Genomic DNA, 15,393 nt, shown 5'->3' on the forward strand with positions numbered 1-15,393 from the left:
ATTGTTTAAATGCTATCATGTATGTAAGATATAGTCTAACTGTTAAATGGCATAGGATGCCATAACAAAAATCTATAACGGAAAAGGAGGGAAGCGATGAAACTGCATCAGCTGAAATATTTTATAGAAGTCGTATCGAGCGGCTCCATCAATGAAGCGGCACGCCGGCTGTACATATCCCAGCCGACACTGTCGAAAGCGATCAGGGAATTGGAAAAGGAAGTGGGTTTTACTTTGTTCACAAGAACCTCCACCGGCATCTCGCTGTCACAGGACGGAGCGGAATTTTTGAGTTATGCCCGTCAGATCAACGAACAGGTGGAACTTCTCGAGAGCAGGTATTTCAATAAACAGCCTTCACAGCAGTTGTTTTCTGTATCCTCCCAGCATTATTCATTCGTAGTGGATGCTTTCGTCGAGACGATCCGCAAATACGGCGGGGATAAATACCAGTTTACAATCAGGGAGACACGGACGTATGAAATCATCGATGATGTGAAAAATCTGACCAGTGAGATTGGTATCATGTATATCAGTGCTTTCAATGAGAAGGTGCTGCTGCAGCTCATGAAGGACAAGGGGCTTTTGTTCAATGAACTCTTTGAGGCAATGCCGCATATTTTCATCAGCCAGAAAAATCCGCTGGCCAAAAAGGATGCGGTGACAATCGAGGAACTTGAAGCTTATCCGAGGCTGACATTTGAGCAGGGACAGTTCAATTCGTTCTATTATTCCGAGGAGATTTTCAGCACCTTGCCGAGTCCGAAAAGTATACAGGTCAGCGACAGGGCCACGCTCTTCAATCTGCTGATTGGACTTAACGGCTATACCATCTCCACCGGTATCCTGAGTGATGATCTGGATGACTCTGAAATTGTACAGGTGCCGCTTGTGGCCGAGGATACGATCAAGGTCGGATGGGTGGTCAACAAAAAAACAGAGCTCAGCACGATGGCCAAGCTCTTTTTGGAAGAATTGAAGCATACGATCCGTCATATGCGCTGATCATTTATAAATGTATTCAAGGATTTCCATTGCCTGATCCACTGTCGAGACCGTTACATTCGCCTTGTTCGACAGTTCTTTGAGCGGGTGGATCAGCTCTTCCGGACGGACGAGGATCAACGGTTTGGCAAGTGCAACGGCAGTGCTTGCATCCATTGCGGTGTTCCACTGTTTATATTTTTCGCCGAACAGTGCAATGACAACGTCGGACTTCTGCATCAGCACCTGGGTACGCAGATTATTGATGGCAGAAGCAGCATCGTCCTTATAATAACTTCCGGGCTGCTCGCCGAGAATATTTTCACCGATATTATCGGAAAGGTCGTGGTCCGTCTGGGGTCCTGTGAAGGTCAGTGGCAGGTCCTTTTCCTTTGCTTTCTGTACGACCGTATCCCGCCAATCATCGTGGATCTGTCCAGCCAAATATACTGTAAGTTCCATCTTTCTTTTCCCTCCCATATAGTTGTTAATTCAATCATATATAAAAGTGCAGCGTTTTCATAATAAATTGACCAGGCAATGATATATTGGGAATAATGGTTTTGTGATAAAATACTAACTGTATACCAGTGTTTTGTACAGGATGATTACGATTAGGAAAGGAACATCGAATATGAAAGTTGCCCTATTTGATTTCGATGGCACACTGTATCCGCATGAAACATTCACGATTCTGATGGAGCGTCTGAAACACCATCCGAAATTCGGCAAGAACTACGGGAGGTTCATCAGAAAGTTTGCTCCTTTCTATATAGGCTATAAATTGAAACTTGTCAAAAAGACGAAGATGCAGCATAAGGCGATGGAATATTATATCCGTTCCTTCAAGCATAACTCCAAACCGGAAATAGAGCAGTTCTTCAGTGATGTCGCCAGTGACATGGCTCTGGAGTTAAGGGACTCCCTGGTCCGGAAAATCAGGCAGCTGCAGAAGGACCACTACTACATCATGCTGATATCCGGTGCATTTGTACCGTTGCTTGAAGCGATATTCAAAGGTTTCAACATTGACTGCATCGTCGGCTCTGAAGTGCACTACAAAGACGGCAGGCTGGATGTCAAGCCGCAGTTCGAACGCGTTCACGCAGAGAGGAAAATAGATATCATCAGAGATCACTTCAGGGGCAGGGAGGTCGACTGGAATAGCAGCGAGGCCTACAGTGACAGCTACTCGGACCTGAAGATGCTCGAGCTGGTGGGAAGGCCGGTGGCAGTGAAACCCGATCCCGAGCTGCTTGCTGTCGCAGCCAAAAATAACTGGACGATCCACCGGGACTAGCCGGTTCTTTTATTAGCTCCTGTCTGTCTGGAATGGTAAAATGGATGAATAAGGAAAATAATGGAGGCGTTTCATATGAGTCTTATTGACATAGATGAAAATGAGCTGTACCCGACGGAGAAAATCGGTCCGGCCGTGGAGGGAACGATCATCTACAAAGTTGGTGAGCAGACACATTTTAAAGGTGCCTACATCACCACGAATGAGAGAATGATCATGAGTGTGGATATGAACGGTGAACCGTACAGGCGGGTGTTCAGTTATCAGGATATTGTACGGGCGCTCGTTGAGGAGAACACCCTGTATATTGAATTCCCCGAAGGTATGGGCAAAGTGGCCATGGTTGACGTTACAGAGGGCAATCTGCAGGAGTTTGCGGATTACGTCAATGAAAAAGTGAAATAAAGGTCAAATGACCAGCATCGGAGAAACTTTACCGGTGCTGGTCATTTTCTGCTTTTGCCCTTTTGTATTTCTCATAAGCCCTGCTTGCGAGCATGACGAGATAGAATATCAGTACACCGCCGGCCGCGTTTGCAGCATCAGTGATGAAGAGCAGGAAGATAAGCAGGAATATCGGGGCGATGATGAATACGGTTAGATTTCTCATTAAAGAAGCTCCTTGTTTAATATAATGTCAGTTTAACAGATTAGTGTCTTTTATACCCATTGCTTCTGACTGGGTGATATTGCCTCCCTCTCTGATTGGTATGACACATTTTTAAATTGTATGTCATACTTAATGAGAATATTCTTTTATATCTCAGTGAAAAGGAGTATAATTAAGAGTAATAAATATTTTTGAAACTTCAATATACGCTATACTAATTCTGGTATGGTGTCTATTGATTGTAGAAACAGAGGTTCTTGCGGTCTGATTTGTGATTTCTGTAACGTTTATGAGCTTCTGGTCTTGATTATATATACAAGGGAGCATTGTGGTTATTATGAACAGTGTATTGAACAAAACGGATGTCATCCTGGTCGGTGGCGGGATAATGAGTGCCACCCTGGGGACATTGCTTAAAGAATTGAAACCGGAATGGGATATCAAAGTGTTCGAGAAACTTGACAGGACCGCCCAGGAAAGTTCGGATGCGATGAATAATGCAGGGACTGGTCACTCTGCTCTATGTGAGATGAACTATACGCCCGAGATGGCGGACGGTTCGCTGGATATTACGAAAGCGATCAGAATCAATGAGCAGTTCCAGCTTTCCAAGCAGTTTTGGTCCTATCTGGTTGACCGAGGACTGATTGAAAAGCCGAATGATTTCATCATGCCCGTGCCCCACTTAAGCTTCGTTGAAGGAGACAAAAATGTCGAATTTCTGAAAAAGCGCGTAAAAGCGCTCACTGGCAGCCCTCTTTTCGAAGGCATGGAATTTGCCGACGATGAGGCGACACTGGAGAAATGGATTCCATTGATGATGGAAGGCCGCGGCACGGAAGAACCGATTGCAGCGACTAAAATTGAATCGGGTACGGATATCAACTTTGGCAACCTGACACGCAAGCTGTTTGACGTGCTCCAGGGAGAAAAGGAAGTCGATATCCATTTTGAACACAGCGTCGAGGATATCCGCAGGACAGAAGGTGGAGAGTGGCAGGTCAAGGTCAAAAACCTGAAGACCGGGAAACATGAATACCATACTTCAAGGTTCGTATTCATCGGTGCGGGAGGCGGCAGCCTTCCACTTCTGCAGAAGACCGGTATACCGGAATCAAAAAATGTAGGTGGCTTCCCTGTAAGCGGTCTGTTCATGGTGTGTCAGAACCCTGAGGTTGTTGAGAAGCATAATGCCAAGGTATACGGTAAAGCGAAAGTGGGTGCACCGCCGATGTCCGTGCCCCACCTTGATACACGTTATATCGACGGTAAGAGGTCTCTTCTTTTCGGACCATTCGCGGGGTTCTCGCCCAAGTTCCTGAAAACGGGCTCCAATATGGATCTTCTGGGCTCGGTGAAGCCGTATAACGTTTTGACAATGCTTTCTGCAGGTGCCAAGGAGATGGGTCTGACGAAGTATCTGATTCAGCAGCTGCTGTTGTCCGAAGAAGAGAGGATGGAAGATCTGCGTGAATTCATTCCGGAAGCCAGAAGCGGTGAATGGGATGTGGTGACCGCCGGACAGCGTGTACAGGTTATCAAAGACACGGACAAAGGCGGTAAAGGCACATTGCAGTTCGGTACTGAAGTCATCACTTCAGAAGATGGTTCCATTGCCGCACTGCTCGGAGCGTCGCCGGGTGCCTCTGTGTCAGTTGATGTAATGCTTGATGTAATGAGCAGATGCTTCAAGGAAGATTTCCCGGAGTGGAAAGATAAGATTAAAGAGATGATTCCTTCATTCGGCATTTCACTGACCGACAACCCGGAATATTTCAGGGAAATTGACGAAAAGATTTCGAGAAATCTCGGCCTGAATACACATGAGGAAGGTGTCCTTCTCAGCTGATTGACGAAGCCCGGCAGTTCATTCGAACTGCCGGGTGTTTTTAGTTATATACCGGTTCCTTCTCTTCGTTTTTCTGCTCAGGCGCAATGTGCCCGTCCTCAAGTGTATAGATCCTGTCGGCGTAGTCGAAAAGTCTTTCGTCGTGGGTGATCATCAACCCAACAGAGTTGTTGACTCTGATATTGTCACGTATCATTCCCATCACTTCTGTGGCCCTTTTGGCATCGAGACTTGCTGTCGGTTCATCGGCAAGAATCATTACTGGTGCGTTCATCCAGGCCCTCATTATTGCGACGCGCTGCTTCTCTCCGCTGGACAGGACATTCGGATAAGCTTTCAACCTGTGACCGAGCCCGATTTCCTTCAAAAGTTTTTCCGCCCTCTGTCTGGCATCCTTTGAAGTCAGCCCGGCCTGCTCCCCTACGAACGCCAGTTGATCAATGACTTTCATATAAGGGATCAGGTGGGAGGATTGGAATATGAATCCGATCCCTTTGAGTCTCATTGAAGTGAGGTCCTTCTGTTTTATGTCAAGATAATCTTCATTGTTCAGGGATACATTACCACCGGAGCGGCTGAGCAGCCCGCCGATAATTGAAAGCAGTGTCGTCTTACCGGAACCGGAGGCACCTTTCAGTATGACCAGCTCCCCTTGACCCACTTCCATATCGATTCCTTTCAGCACTTGCGTTTCTATATCCCCTTTTCCGAATGATTTCGTCAGGTTATTTATGACTAATCCCATCTTATTCTCCTCCTATAGCATCTAATGGATCGATTTTGATGATACGTACGAGTGACAGTATGGCACCAAGTAATGCCACCACAAGGAACAGTCCAGAAGCGATCACCATGAGACTGGTGTTGAGGTAGAACGGCATGGATACAGGGATGACGTTATTTAGTACGAACATGATGACCACAGACAGGACGACTCCGATGAGTGTGATGAGCATGACTTGTATGAGTATCACTTTAACCAACTCACTGTTTTTGGTTCCTATCGCTTTCAGAATGCCGATCTGTGATGACTTCTGTATCGTTATGACGTAGAAGAAAGCAGACAGCACAATCGCTGAAATGATGAACAGGAAGACAATCATGAGGTTTAGTGGCTGCTGCTCAGCCTGATAGCTTGGTATCGCCTGTTTGATGTCAGCTTCACTGACCATTTTTACATCTTTGATATCATTGATATCATCGGAAATATCGCTCGTATTTTCAGACAGCGCAACGGCGGCGATACTGGTACGTTCGAGTCTGTCCATACCGTCGTCTGTAACGTATGCCATGGAAGTGTGGGAATACATGATGTCGTCAGTGAAGCCTGTAATTTCGAATGTCACATCCGTATCTTTCAGTTCTACGGTATCCCCGATACTGTATCCTTCATCAGTCAATTTATAATTCAATAGAATTTCATCGGAATTCTCAGGGAGCCGTCCTTCGTCAGCCTGAGGAACAATACTTTCATCCGTATTGGTAAATATCACATCAGTGGTTGAGTCCGGTGTGATCAGGCTGTCTGCTGAAAACTCTATGCTGTGCCCTTCATCTGTTATTCCTTCAATCTGCTCTTCGATATTTGATTGTGTCAATGAATCATCGACACCCTCTGAGATTACAAAATATTCCTGGCTCCAGGCTTCGACGCCCGAGACATTTTCTTTGGCCAACCCTTGAGCAAGGGCGGAGATGAACAGTACCAGAAACGCGAGCAGGAAAAGGATCAGTGTAACAAGTACATATTTGAATTTGTAAAACTTAAGTTCTCTTAATGCGAGCTTCATATTCAGGGTTCCTTTCTCAATGTTTGAACCCTACTGTACACCCGTGGTATAAAGCGAATATAAAAATAGGATAAACTGTATATAAACTTTTCAGTGATATGATGGTTATCACATTCATGTTTCAACTGTTGTGCAGGTGGTATAGACAAGTAGCTCCAATAATTACTAAAAAGCAGACCTTCCGTAATGAATCTCATTACGGAGGTCTGCTTTTTGTATCGGTATGTGCTATTTATTTCTGTATCGCCCGGCGTTTTTTTCAGGCTTGAAAAGCAGGCAGAGTCCCGATGCCGACAGGATAATGCCAAGCAGTACAGGAATCCAAAGACTCATTTCGAGTGACGGGCCAATATCGATGGCATTTTTCAAAAACCCCGGGATCATGAGAATCAAAAAAGAGATTGCGCCACCGATGAAAACCAATCCATATTCTTTCCATGCGGGCCAATTCCTGAACAAGGTATACTGTATTGCATGGAAAATGAGGAATACAAATCCGACTCCGGCCAGGGACATGATGACAATGTAAAAAATCTCTGCTGTAACATCGATTGTGACGGATAACGGTGCATCATCAATAATGTTGAAAGCCAGACTCATCAAATATGAAAACAGATATAATATTCCAAGGTAAGTCAATGCTATCTTTCCGGCAAGTTTCCATACATTCCTCCTGGGCAGTTCCTCGATGATGCTGTCGGCATATGTCCTATAGTCTTTTCCGGTAACTTCTTCGATTTTTTTGCCATTCCTCTGAGCTTCTATTATGTGGGTAAGAAGGTCGTTCAGTATTTCCTCGGTCTCTTCATTTTTGGAAGTGTAATTCAGTCTGATATAGACCAGTATATCCTCGTAGACTTCTTTGTTGTGCTGATTCAGTTTTTCCCTCAGCCTATTGTTCTCTTTTATCAGTGGTTTTTCTGACATGCTGTGTGTCCTCCTTGAGTATCGAATCGATTGGACCGAGGATTCTATCCCACTCTTCAGTCATGAGCTTCAGTGCGTTTTTTCCTTCCTCGGTAATGAAGTAGTATTTTCTTTTTGGTCCGAAATCAGATGTGCGTTTCTCACTGTAAATATAATTGTTTCTCTGGAGTCTCAGCAGTATGGGATAGATTGTCCCTTCGCTTACATCGGCAAGGCCAAGGTTCTGAAGCTTTTCCGATAATTCATATCCGTATACGATATCATCATGGATTATCTTAAGGATGCAGGCTTCCATGAGGCCTTTTAGAATCTGGGTTCTGTTCACGTCTTCACCTACTTTGCATTACATGATAGCGAGGTGGAATAAAAGCTATTTTGTTATGCAAAATAGCTTGGGTACACTTTACTATACCTTGTGGGATGTGTCAAATGGTATATTCCGCTACGTCTTCATCTGTTTTTTGTTCTTTATGAACAATATTGTGAAGACAAGGTCTGTGATGAGCAATGCAATGATTGCATAGACCAGGCTGTCAGTCAGCAGCAATAAGGTGATGAAGGCAAGTACCGGCAGTACCAGGAATGAAATGAAAAACATATTCATGTTTCTGCTCCTAATCAGATTTAAATTTTCAGGTTGAAGTATTTTTCTGCTAGTTCGTAGAATTGCCCGGGCAGGACTTCTGTTTTGTCAACATGACCATCCGCCCAGATCGTATAATTTTTATCGGTAAGCGTGTGTCTGCCAGCTTCTGTGAATGCTGTAATAAGCGGCTCTTTATTGAACGGGGAAGTTTCGCTCTCTTTTATGATCTTCTGGACACGATCCAGTTCCCCGATTCCCGCTACTGGATCGTTGAGGTAGAACTTATAACCGGGTGTCCACCCTTTTTGAGATGTGGCAAGGTTCATCATCAGAACATGGCCGTCTGACACTTCAGTGACTTTAAACGATCCGTTTCTGGAATGCACAGTGTCACCATTCATAGGAACCGGTCTGAGCGGCAGGTTCCCACCGAAACCTGTATCGATGAGATAGGCTCTCCTCCCATGTTTCACAAGAAACATGACATGTGTTTTAGTACCGAAGTCCGTGCCGTTATGAACTCTGCCGTAATACATTGCAGAATCGAAGCCGTTTTCCGATAAAAACAAGTGCAACAGTGGATTCAGTTCATAGCAGAGTCCCCCTTCGTTCTGTATGAGCATCTTTTCAATCAGGTTATCCCGGCTGATGGCATTCGTCCGGTTGAACATGACGGCAGTGTTTTCAAATGGTATTGCCTTTGCCGTCAGTTCAAGAACATTTTCAAGGTTCTCGAATGCAATCTGGAAATTTGTCTGTAAACAGATCCGCTTGCGGAACATCGTGTTAAGGTCATTCATGGTATGGCCTCCCTGAGGCAGATTATAACATTATACAAGTGTACAGGACAGAATCATGGTTACGCCGTACAATGCATCCAGCCATGAAAATTTCGTTTAGGAGAGAGGTTCTGAAAGGTCAGATCAAGACGTCAGTCGGTTCGACCATACAGGGCAGCATGAAGCATGAGGAGGAAGGCTTCAGGAAAATTGTCATGCAGCTGTCAATGATGTGAAAGAGATATAAAAATGGACCGGCAGTGCCGGTCCATTTTTTGACGCCTACGCTTCATTGAAATCCCGCTTCCCAAGCTCTCTTTCATAAATGAACAGAGCATTGGCATCATCTTTGATCCTTTCGATATAGTCGATATGGCGTTCGAATGTCGCCTCTTCCTCCACCTGCTCATCAAGGAACCATCGGATGAAGGATAATGTTGCGTACTCCTTTTCATCAGTGGCGATATCAGAGATGTTATAGAATGATTTCGTCACTTCCTTCTCCTGTGCAAGCCCGGCCTTGAAAGTATCAAGGATGGAATTATAGTCAGTTGCAGGTGCCGGGATTTCCTTGAAAATCGCGTGAACACCCCGGTCATTCAGGTAGTCATAAAGTTTTGTGCCATGGAATCGTTCCTCTTTGGCCTGCTGGATATAAAAATTGGCAAAACCATCATAGCTTCTGGACTCACAATATGCTGCCATTGCCATATATTCATGCGCGGCTGCAAATTCATTGTTCATCTGGTTATTCAAAGCTTCTTTCAATTTCTCAGATAACATTTTGAATTCCTCCTTCTATAAAGCCTACTTGATAAATACCCTCTTATCATCAAATATACCATATTGCTACTGATTTAAAAAAATCAAACTGTTTACACTTTTAATTCCTATTTATATAATATGATATCAATGTGGATACAAAACCTGTAGAGAATTATTGAGGAGGCGTCGCTATGAATATAGAAAATCTGGAAGCATTTGTACATGTCAATCATTTCGGAAGTATCAACAAAGCTTCCAAAGTACTCTTTCTGTCACAGCCTTCTGTTAGCTCAAGAATAAAATCACTTGAACGTGAACTTGGTGCACAGCTGTTTGAGCGCAGTGGACGCCGGCTGATACTGACTGAAAAAGGTTCGGGATTTCTGCCTTTTGCAGAAAATATGGTGGATACTCTGAAAAAAGGAAAAGCCTATCTGGATGACAGCAGGAATGACAACAGGCTCACTGTCGCCAGTTCCAGTCTGGCTTCCTGTTATCTTCTTCCAGACATTCTTGCCGCAGTTAAAAAAGAGCTTCCTGAATTGAATGTAAAGATAATTACTGCACCGAGTGAAGAGGTCGTACGCATGGTTTCGCGAGGAGAAGCCGAACTCGGTTTTGCAAGCAATGTATCAGCACCCGGATTGAGCATACACAGAGCCTTGGAGAGTCCAATAAGGCTCATTGTGCCACAGGGACATGGATTCATAGGAAGTAAGCCGGATGCAGAGAAGCTCAGTGGGCACACAATCGTATTTTTTGCCTGCGGATCGATGGATTGGACAATGGTGAATAATCTGTTTATGAAACTGGAAAGACAGCCTGATATCAAATATGAAGTGGACAGCATGGAGACAGCCAAAGGCATCATTTTGAACCACTCGGCCATTGGGTTTTTACCGGAACTCAGTGTCCGGAGGGAAATTGAGGGAGGATTACTGCATGCAATCGACATACCTCAATTGACCGACGTTGCACTGAAGACGGATATGATCTATCGGGAGAACTCAGACTCAGCCAGCATAAAGGAAGTCATCAGCATCATCGGGGAAACCGCTTATGACGTGCCAGCCGAAACAGCAATTATAGACACTCTCTATAAGTGAAAATGAAAAAACTATAATACGGCATCTTGTCCCTCAGCAAGCAGGGTGGTATACTTGGTATCATTAATCATACTTTTCAGGTAGGAATTTGGAGGGGTTCTGTGATCAAAGTCTCGGGTCTTAAGAAAGCATTCAACAATATCGAGGTGCTGAAGGATATCAATTTTGAAGTGAATGACGGAGAAACGGTAGCCATAATCGGTCCGTCTGGATCGGGGAAGTCAACTCTGCTCAGATGCCTGAACTATTTGGAGAAACCTGATGCAGGGCTCATAAGCATAGGCGGGGTCACGGCTGAGACAAAAAAAGTGAAGAAGTCGACAATCAACAGACTGAGAATGGAGACCGCAATGGTCTTCCAGCATTACAATCTGTTCAAAAACAAAACGGCTTTGGATAATATCACCTACCCCCTGGCAGCTTCAAAAAAAGCAGGCTCGGAAGAAGCTGTGAAAATCGGTGAAAGACTGCTCAGACAGGTGGGCATCCTGGACAAAGCAAAACATTATCCGGTGTCTTTATCCGGCGGTCAGCAGCAAAGGGTTGGCATAGCAAGGGCACTGGCTGTGGACCCTCATGCATTATTGTTTGATGAACCTACATCCTCGCTTGATCCTGAGTGGGTGGGCGAAGTGCTGAAGGTGATTTCGGATATATCCAAAAATGACAAGACGATGATCATAGTGACACATGAAATGGATTTTGCCAGGGAAATCGCTGACAGGGTGATATTCATGGCAGACGGCAACATCGTCGAAGAAGGACATCCGGCGGAAGTATTCGACAATCCTCAGAATGAGCGGACCAGGAAATTTCTGAAGAAATATATGCAACGGGCAGCAGACAGTCAGGAAAGAACTGAACTGGAACTGTTAACAGTTTAAAAAGGAGGTATCCCATGAATTTTGATATCGGGTATATGATTGAAATAATACCTGAACTGCTTGTGTATATTCCAATCACTCTGTACCTTGCAATAGTATCCATGCTCATTGCAGTCATCATCGGCGTAGCGCTGTCGCTGATCCTCGTCAATAAGATCCCTGCGGCAGTACAGTTGTCAAAACTGTATATCTCTTTCTTCCGGGGTACACCTGTTCTTGTACAGCTCCTGATGATCTACTTCGGGCTGCCGCAGCTCTTCCCATGGCTGAATTCAATATCGGCAGTGAATGCCGCAATCATCGCGTTCAGCCTGAATACTTCAGCCTATCTCGCAGAGATATTCAGGGCGGCGCTTACATCGGTGGATAAAGGGCAGACCGAAGCTGCAATATCTACCGGTCTTACATATCGCCAGGCGGTATGGGGCATTGTGCTCCCCCAGGCAATAAGAAATGCAGTCCCGGCTACCGGAAACATGTTCATAGGTCTGATAAAGAACTCTTCCCTGGCCTTCACAATCGGTGTTACAGAACTGCTGGCACAGGGGAAACTCCTCGCTACGGCAACGTTACAATTTTTTGAAGCGTATCTTGCAGTCGGCATAATATATTGGTGTATGACCATACTCTACAGCTGGCTTCAGAAATGGTATGAAGCAAAAATCAACAAACCCTATGAAGCATAGTGGTAAAGAGCAGGAAAAATTATGAATGGGAAGTGATTCAAGTATGAGCAGAAAACAGATAAAATTAGGCCTTCTCATCCAGGGACCGGGTTCTCACCCTTATTCCTGGAGGGCGGATGACGCCGTTATAGACGGCAGTATAAATTTTGAATACTATCTGGACGTTACAAGAAGAGCAGAAGCGGCAGGTTTTGAATTTCTGTTTATAGCGGACGGCGTCCATATCAATGAGAAGTCGATACCTCATTTCCTCAACCGTTTCGAACCTCTGACACTATTGTCTGCACTTGCCCCGCTCACTTCGAGGATAGGACTGGCAGGTACCGTATCGACCACATACAGCGAACCTTATAATGTTTCAAGACAGCTGGCAACAATCGACCAGATAAGCCGTGGGCGCGCAGGGTGGAACGTCGTTACAACGCCTCTTGAAGGCAGCGCCGGCAACTTCAGCAAAGGGAATCATCCGGAGCATTCGACCAGATATAAAATGGCCGGTGAATATATAGAAGTCGCCCAGGGGCTTTGGGATTCATGGGAGGATGATGCCTTTGTCAGGAATCGTGAGACCGGCGAATTCTTTGATAGGGACAAACTTCATACGTTGGACTACAGAGGGGAATTCTTCAATATCAAAGGGCCGCTGAACATTCAAAGATCCAGGCAGGGACAGCCGGTAATCTTTCAGGCGGGTGCTTCAAAAACGGGAAGAGAGTTTGCAGCAAAGTATGGCGAAGCCGTCTTCACACATGCGCAATCGTTCGAAACCAACAAGGAGTACTATGATGACATCAAAGAGCAGGCTGTTAAGAATGGCCGCAAGAAAGAAGATGTGCTGATTCTACCCTCGCTGTCCCCGATTATCGGTGAAACCGAAGAAATCGTTGCAGCGAGACATGAGGAGATCAAAAATCTGATTACCATCGACAAGGCACTGGAAGTGCTGGGAAGATTCTTCGATCATTATGACTTCAGTGTGCATCCATTGGATGAGCCTTTTCCTGATATCGGGGATATCGGTAAGAACAGTTTCCGGTCCACTACTGACAATATAAAAAGGAAAGCTTTTGAACATGCTTCCACGCTTCGGGAGGTGGCGCTGGAAACAGCGTCTCCGAAAGATGTTTTTTCCGGGACCTACCGGCAGGTGGCAGATAAAATGATTGAATGGGTAGAAAATGGAGCGGCAGATGGCTTTGTGTTTACACCTCAGATATTCGGCAGCCAGTATGATGAATTTCTGGCACATGTCATACCTTTGCTGGAAGAGGAAGGCAGCTATACACGTGCATATGCCGGAGAGACGCTCAGAGAAAATCTGGGGCTTGATTTCAGGGAAAACCGTTATACAAAAGAAAAAGCCGGAAATGTAAAGGCATAAGGCTGATTATTGGTCAGAAAGGAAGATTTCATGCATGATATTGTAATCATTTCAGGCAGCCCGTCGGTTGACTCCAGATCTCAGAAAGTACTCGGGTACATTGGTGACAGGCTCAATGAGAAAGGTCTGTCCATCGGTCATATATCAGTGAGGGATATTCCCGGAGAAGACCTGATGTTTGGAAATTTCAACAGCCCCGAAGTAACCGGTACTTCAGAAAAAATCCGCAATGCAAAAGGGATCATAGTTGGCTCCCCGGTGTACAAGGCAGCCTACTCCGGAGTGCTGAAAAGTCTGTTTGATATCCTTCCGAAGGATATCATGAAAGACAAGCCGGTGCTCCCGGTAATGTCGGGAGGCAGTATATCCCATCTGCTGGCCCTGGAGTATGCACTTAAACCGCTGATTTCGACGCTGAAAGGCACTACACTGAAGGGTGTGTATTATCTGGACAGCCAGATTGATAAAACTTCAGCCTTTCCTATACAGGATGAGGAACTGATACAGCGTACAGAAGTTCAGGTGGAAGAGCTGCTTGGAAAAATGGGAGTTGAAGGAGTTTTCCCATGAAACATATAATAAAAACGGCATCCGGTCAATTGACCGGATGCCGTTTTTATATGCTGTCGAGTGCCTGTCTTATGTCTGCAATGAGATCGTCAGACTTCTCAATGCCAACTGAAAGTCTGAATAATCCCTGGGTAATGCCCCTGTCCTGTCTCTCATCTTCAGTGAGTGCCAGGTGACTGGAGGTCCTCGGATGGGACAATATGGATTCTACCCCTCCCAGACTTACAGAAACGAGGGGAATATTCAGTTTATCCACGAATTCCTGCGCCTTCGACTCGTCTTTTATCCGGAAGCTTATTACAGCTCCTCCGTGACTTGCCTGGGACAGATGAAGTGGGTCTCTCCCTGGATAGTAGATATCGCCGACACCTTCATGAGAGTCGAAGAACTGATAAAGCTTTTCCGTGTTTTCCGTGGACTGCTTCCAGCGGATTGCCAGTGTTTTCAAATGCTGGCCCAGTGTCCAGCAATCATACGTCCCGAGTCCAGTGCCCATGACGACCTGCATTTCCTGGACACTCGTCTTAAGGTTTTCGTCATTTAAAATGACTGCGCCTGCCAGCACATCGCTGTGCCCCCCGAGAAATTTTGTGGCACTGTGGACGACAATATCAGCACCGAGACTGAGCGGATTCTGTCCAAGAGGCGTCATGAATGTATTATCCACTATGGTGATCAGGTTGTTCTTACGTGCTATTTCAATGATTTTTCTGATGTCGGTCACCTTTAATGTAGGATTGGAAGGTGTTTCAATATATATTGCTTTCGTATTTTCTGTAATGGCGTCTGTAACGTTATCGGGAAAGGTTTGATCAACTTCTGAAAAGCTCAGTTTATAACGTTTCAATATGGTTTTGCTCAGTTCATAAGTGCCGCCGTACATATCTACAGGCATTATGATATGGTCTCCCGGGGAGCATGTCATCAGTGATGCGGCAATTGCCGACATTCCTGAATTGAATGCGAACCCGTATTTTCCATTTTCAAGCCGTGCAAGCTTCTCCTCCAATTTCTCTCTGTTCGGATTGCTGTTCCTTACATAAAGATGGGCTTCTTCATCATCAAGGCTCTTGCGTATGAATGCGGTTGAATAATAAAGCGGCTGGTTGGCAGTGTCATATTCACGACCGCGTTTATTGTCGATGATCATGTCTGTTTCAATTGAGTTCTCCATGT

General features: G+C 45.2%; 20 protein-coding genes. 10 read left to right on the plus strand and 10 right to left on the minus strand.

Annotated elements, in window-relative coordinates:
* Window positions 1-96: 96 nt before the first annotated feature.
* The gene (locus C792_RS0100930) at window positions 97-1,005 is read left to right on the plus strand and encodes a LysR family transcriptional regulator (RefSeq protein ID WP_017547562.1); all 909 of its coding nucleotides are present in this window, start codon (window positions 97-99) and stop codon (window positions 1,003-1,005) included.
* Here the strand turns inward: C792_RS0100930 and C792_RS0100935 are convergent, their stop codons facing one another.
* Window positions 1,006-1,446, minus strand: a complete 441-nt coding sequence (locus C792_RS0100935) for a YtoQ family protein (RefSeq protein ID WP_017547563.1) — start codon at window positions 1,444-1,446, stop codon at window positions 1,006-1,008.
* 172 nt (window positions 1,447-1,618) lie between these two features.
* Here C792_RS0100935 and C792_RS0100940 point away from each other — a divergent pair, with 172 nt between their 5' ends.
* Together C792_RS0100940 and C792_RS0100945 are read left to right on the plus strand one after the other, a co-directional pair.
* A complete protein-coding gene (locus C792_RS0100940; RefSeq protein WP_017547564.1) occupies window positions 1,619-2,284 on the plus strand; it encodes an HAD family hydrolase in 666 nt (221 codons plus the stop codon).
* Window positions 2,285-2,359: 75 nt separating this feature from the next.
* Window positions 2,360-2,689 (plus strand): hypothetical protein, encoded by a 330-nt coding sequence (locus tag C792_RS0100945; RefSeq protein WP_017547565.1) that lies wholly within the window; start codon window positions 2,360-2,362, stop codon window positions 2,687-2,689.
* A 28-nt stretch (window positions 2,690-2,717) separates the two neighbouring features.
* On the opposite strand, the gene C792_RS14820 is transcribed toward C792_RS0100945, so the two are convergent.
* Window positions 2,718-2,894: a hypothetical protein gene (locus C792_RS14820; RefSeq protein WP_017547566.1), complete on the minus strand. Its 177-nt coding sequence runs from the start codon at window positions 2,892-2,894 to the stop codon at window positions 2,718-2,720.
* A 337-nt stretch (window positions 2,895-3,231) separates the two neighbouring features.
* On the opposite strand from C792_RS14820, the gene mqo reads away from it, so the two are divergent.
* A complete protein-coding gene (gene mqo / locus C792_RS0100955; protein ID WP_017547567.1) occupies window positions 3,232-4,743 on the plus strand; it encodes a malate dehydrogenase (quinone) in 1,512 nt (503 codons plus the stop codon).
* Between the two features lie 40 nt (window positions 4,744-4,783).
* Here the strand turns inward: mqo and C792_RS0100960 are convergent, their stop codons facing one another.
* From C792_RS0100960 to C792_RS0100985, 6 genes are all read right to left on the minus strand, one after another.
* Window positions 4,784-5,488: an ABC transporter ATP-binding protein gene (locus C792_RS0100960; RefSeq protein WP_017547568.1), complete on the minus strand. Its 705-nt coding sequence runs from the start codon at window positions 5,486-5,488 to the stop codon at window positions 4,784-4,786.
* A gap of 1 nt (window position 5,489) precedes the next feature.
* Complete coding sequence (locus tag C792_RS0100965; RefSeq protein WP_017547569.1) at window positions 5,490-6,533, minus strand: ABC transporter permease; 1,044 nt, start codon at window positions 6,531-6,533, stop codon at window positions 5,490-5,492.
* 228 nt (window positions 6,534-6,761) lie between these two features.
* Window positions 6,762-7,460 carry a DUF1048 domain-containing protein gene (locus C792_RS14585; protein WP_017547570.1) on the minus strand — a complete coding sequence of 233 codons (699 nt, stop codon included), beginning with the start codon at window positions 7,458-7,460 and terminating at the stop codon, window positions 6,762-6,764.
* Window positions 7,426-7,785, minus strand: coding sequence for a PadR family transcriptional regulator (locus C792_RS0100975; RefSeq protein ID WP_017547571.1), 360 nt, complete (start codon window positions 7,783-7,785; stop codon window positions 7,426-7,428). Before C792_RS0100975 ends, C792_RS14585 begins: the two co-directional genes overlap by 35 nt.
* Before the next feature lie 117 nt (window positions 7,786-7,902).
* Window positions 7,903-8,064: a hypothetical protein gene (locus tag C792_RS14825; RefSeq protein ID WP_017547572.1), complete on the minus strand. Its 162-nt coding sequence runs from the start codon at window positions 8,062-8,064 to the stop codon at window positions 7,903-7,905.
* A 20-nt stretch (window positions 8,065-8,084) separates the two neighbouring features.
* On the minus strand, window positions 8,085-8,846 hold the full coding sequence (locus C792_RS0100985) for an arylamine N-acetyltransferase family protein (protein WP_017547573.1): 762 nt from the start codon (window positions 8,844-8,846) through the stop codon (window positions 8,085-8,087).
* Window positions 8,847-8,929: 83 nt separating this feature from the next.
* On the opposite strand from C792_RS0100985, the gene C792_RS15080 reads away from it, so the two are divergent.
* Entirely contained in the window at window positions 8,930-9,061 is a 132-nt protein-coding gene (locus C792_RS15080; protein ID WP_281166607.1) for a hypothetical protein, read from the plus strand.
* A gap of 46 nt (window positions 9,062-9,107) precedes the next feature.
* On the opposite strand, the gene C792_RS0100995 is transcribed toward C792_RS15080, so the two are convergent.
* Window positions 9,108-9,608, minus strand: coding sequence for a ferritin (locus C792_RS0100995; protein ID WP_017547575.1), 501 nt, complete (start codon window positions 9,606-9,608; stop codon window positions 9,108-9,110).
* 173 nt (window positions 9,609-9,781) lie between these two features.
* Between C792_RS0100995 and C792_RS14095 the strand changes: the two genes are divergently transcribed.
* The 5 genes from C792_RS14095 to ssuE all read left to right on the plus strand — a co-directional run bounded on the left by C792_RS14095 (window position 9,782) and on the right by ssuE (window position 14,217).
* Window positions 9,782-10,696: a LysR family transcriptional regulator gene (locus C792_RS14095; protein WP_017547576.1), complete on the plus strand. Its 915-nt coding sequence runs from the start codon at window positions 9,782-9,784 to the stop codon at window positions 10,694-10,696.
* A gap of 101 nt (window positions 10,697-10,797) precedes the next feature.
* The gene (locus tag C792_RS14100; protein ID WP_017547577.1) at window positions 10,798-11,580 is read left to right on the plus strand and encodes an amino acid ABC transporter ATP-binding protein; all 783 of its coding nucleotides are present in this window, start codon (window positions 10,798-10,800) and stop codon (window positions 11,578-11,580) included.
* Window positions 11,581-11,594: 14 nt separating this feature from the next.
* Window positions 11,595-12,266 carry an amino acid ABC transporter permease gene (locus tag C792_RS0101010; protein WP_017547578.1) on the plus strand — a complete coding sequence of 224 codons (672 nt, stop codon included), beginning with the start codon at window positions 11,595-11,597 and terminating at the stop codon, window positions 12,264-12,266.
* Window positions 12,267-12,309: 43 nt separating this feature from the next.
* Window positions 12,310-13,647, plus strand: coding sequence for an LLM class flavin-dependent oxidoreductase (locus tag C792_RS0101015; protein ID WP_026090166.1), 1,338 nt, complete (start codon window positions 12,310-12,312; stop codon window positions 13,645-13,647).
* 30 nt (window positions 13,648-13,677) lie between these two features.
* Window positions 13,678-14,217: an NADPH-dependent FMN reductase gene (gene ssuE / locus C792_RS0101020; RefSeq protein WP_017547580.1), complete on the plus strand. Its 540-nt coding sequence runs from the start codon at window positions 13,678-13,680 to the stop codon at window positions 14,215-14,217.
* Between the two features lie 46 nt (window positions 14,218-14,263).
* Here the strand turns inward: ssuE and C792_RS0101025 are convergent, their stop codons facing one another.
* The gene (locus tag C792_RS0101025; protein ID WP_017547581.1) at window positions 14,264-15,391 is read right to left on the minus strand and encodes a trans-sulfuration enzyme family protein; all 1,128 of its coding nucleotides are present in this window, start codon (window positions 15,389-15,391) and stop codon (window positions 14,264-14,266) included.
* Between the last annotated feature and the right edge of the window lie 2 nt (window positions 15,392-15,393).

The sequence above is a fragment of the Salinicoccus carnicancri Crm genome (assembly GCF_000330705.1).
Taxonomy (GTDB): domain Bacteria; phylum Bacillota; class Bacilli; order Staphylococcales; family Salinicoccaceae; genus Salinicoccus; species Salinicoccus carnicancri.

Coding starts and splice junctions, on each gene's coding strand:
- C792_RS0100965 (WP_017547569.1), bottom strand. CDS start 6,533: ATGAAGCTCGCATTAAGAGAACTTAAGTTTTACAAATTCAAATATGTA.
- C792_RS0100960 (WP_017547568.1), bottom strand. CDS start 5,488: ATGGGATTAGTCATAAATAACCTGACGAAATCATTCGGAAAAGGGGAT.
- C792_RS14825 (WP_017547572.1), bottom strand. CDS start 8,064: ATGAATATGTTTTTCATTTCATTCCTGGTACTGCCGGTACTTGCCTTC.
- C792_RS0100940 (WP_017547564.1), top strand. CDS start 1,619: ATGAAAGTTGCCCTATTTGATTTCGATGGCACACTGTATCCGCATGAA.
- mqo (WP_017547567.1), top strand. CDS start 3,232: ATGAACAGTGTATTGAACAAAACGGATGTCATCCTGGTCGGTGGCGGG.
- ssuE (WP_017547580.1), top strand. CDS start 13,678: ATGCATGATATTGTAATCATTTCAGGCAGCCCGTCGGTTGACTCCAGA.
- C792_RS0101015 (WP_026090166.1), top strand. CDS start 12,310: ATGAGCAGAAAACAGATAAAATTAGGCCTTCTCATCCAGGGACCGGGT.
- C792_RS14095 (WP_017547576.1), top strand. CDS start 9,782: ATGAATATAGAAAATCTGGAAGCATTTGTACATGTCAATCATTTCGGA.
- C792_RS0100935 (WP_017547563.1), bottom strand. CDS start 1,446: ATGGAACTTACAGTATATTTGGCTGGACAGATCCACGATGATTGGCGG.
- C792_RS15080 (WP_281166607.1), top strand. CDS start 8,930: ATGAAAATTTCGTTTAGGAGAGAGGTTCTGAAAGGTCAGATCAAGACG.
- C792_RS0100945 (WP_017547565.1), top strand. CDS start 2,360: ATGAGTCTTATTGACATAGATGAAAATGAGCTGTACCCGACGGAGAAA.
- C792_RS0101010 (WP_017547578.1), top strand. CDS start 11,595: ATGAATTTTGATATCGGGTATATGATTGAAATAATACCTGAACTGCTT.
- C792_RS14585 (WP_017547570.1), bottom strand. CDS start 7,460: ATGTCAGAAAAACCACTGATAAAAGAGAACAATAGGCTGAGGGAAAAA.
- C792_RS0101025 (WP_017547581.1), bottom strand. CDS start 15,391: ATGGAGAACTCAATTGAAACAGACATGATCATCGACAATAAACGCGGT.
- C792_RS0100995 (WP_017547575.1), bottom strand. CDS start 9,608: ATGTTATCTGAGAAATTGAAAGAAGCTTTGAATAACCAGATGAACAAT.
- C792_RS14820 (WP_017547566.1), bottom strand. CDS start 2,894: ATGAGAAATCTAACCGTATTCATCATCGCCCCGATATTCCTGCTTATC.
- C792_RS0100930 (WP_017547562.1), top strand. CDS start 97: ATGAAACTGCATCAGCTGAAATATTTTATAGAAGTCGTATCGAGCGGC.
- C792_RS0100985 (WP_017547573.1), bottom strand. CDS start 8,846: ATGAATGACCTTAACACGATGTTCCGCAAGCGGATCTGTTTACAGACA.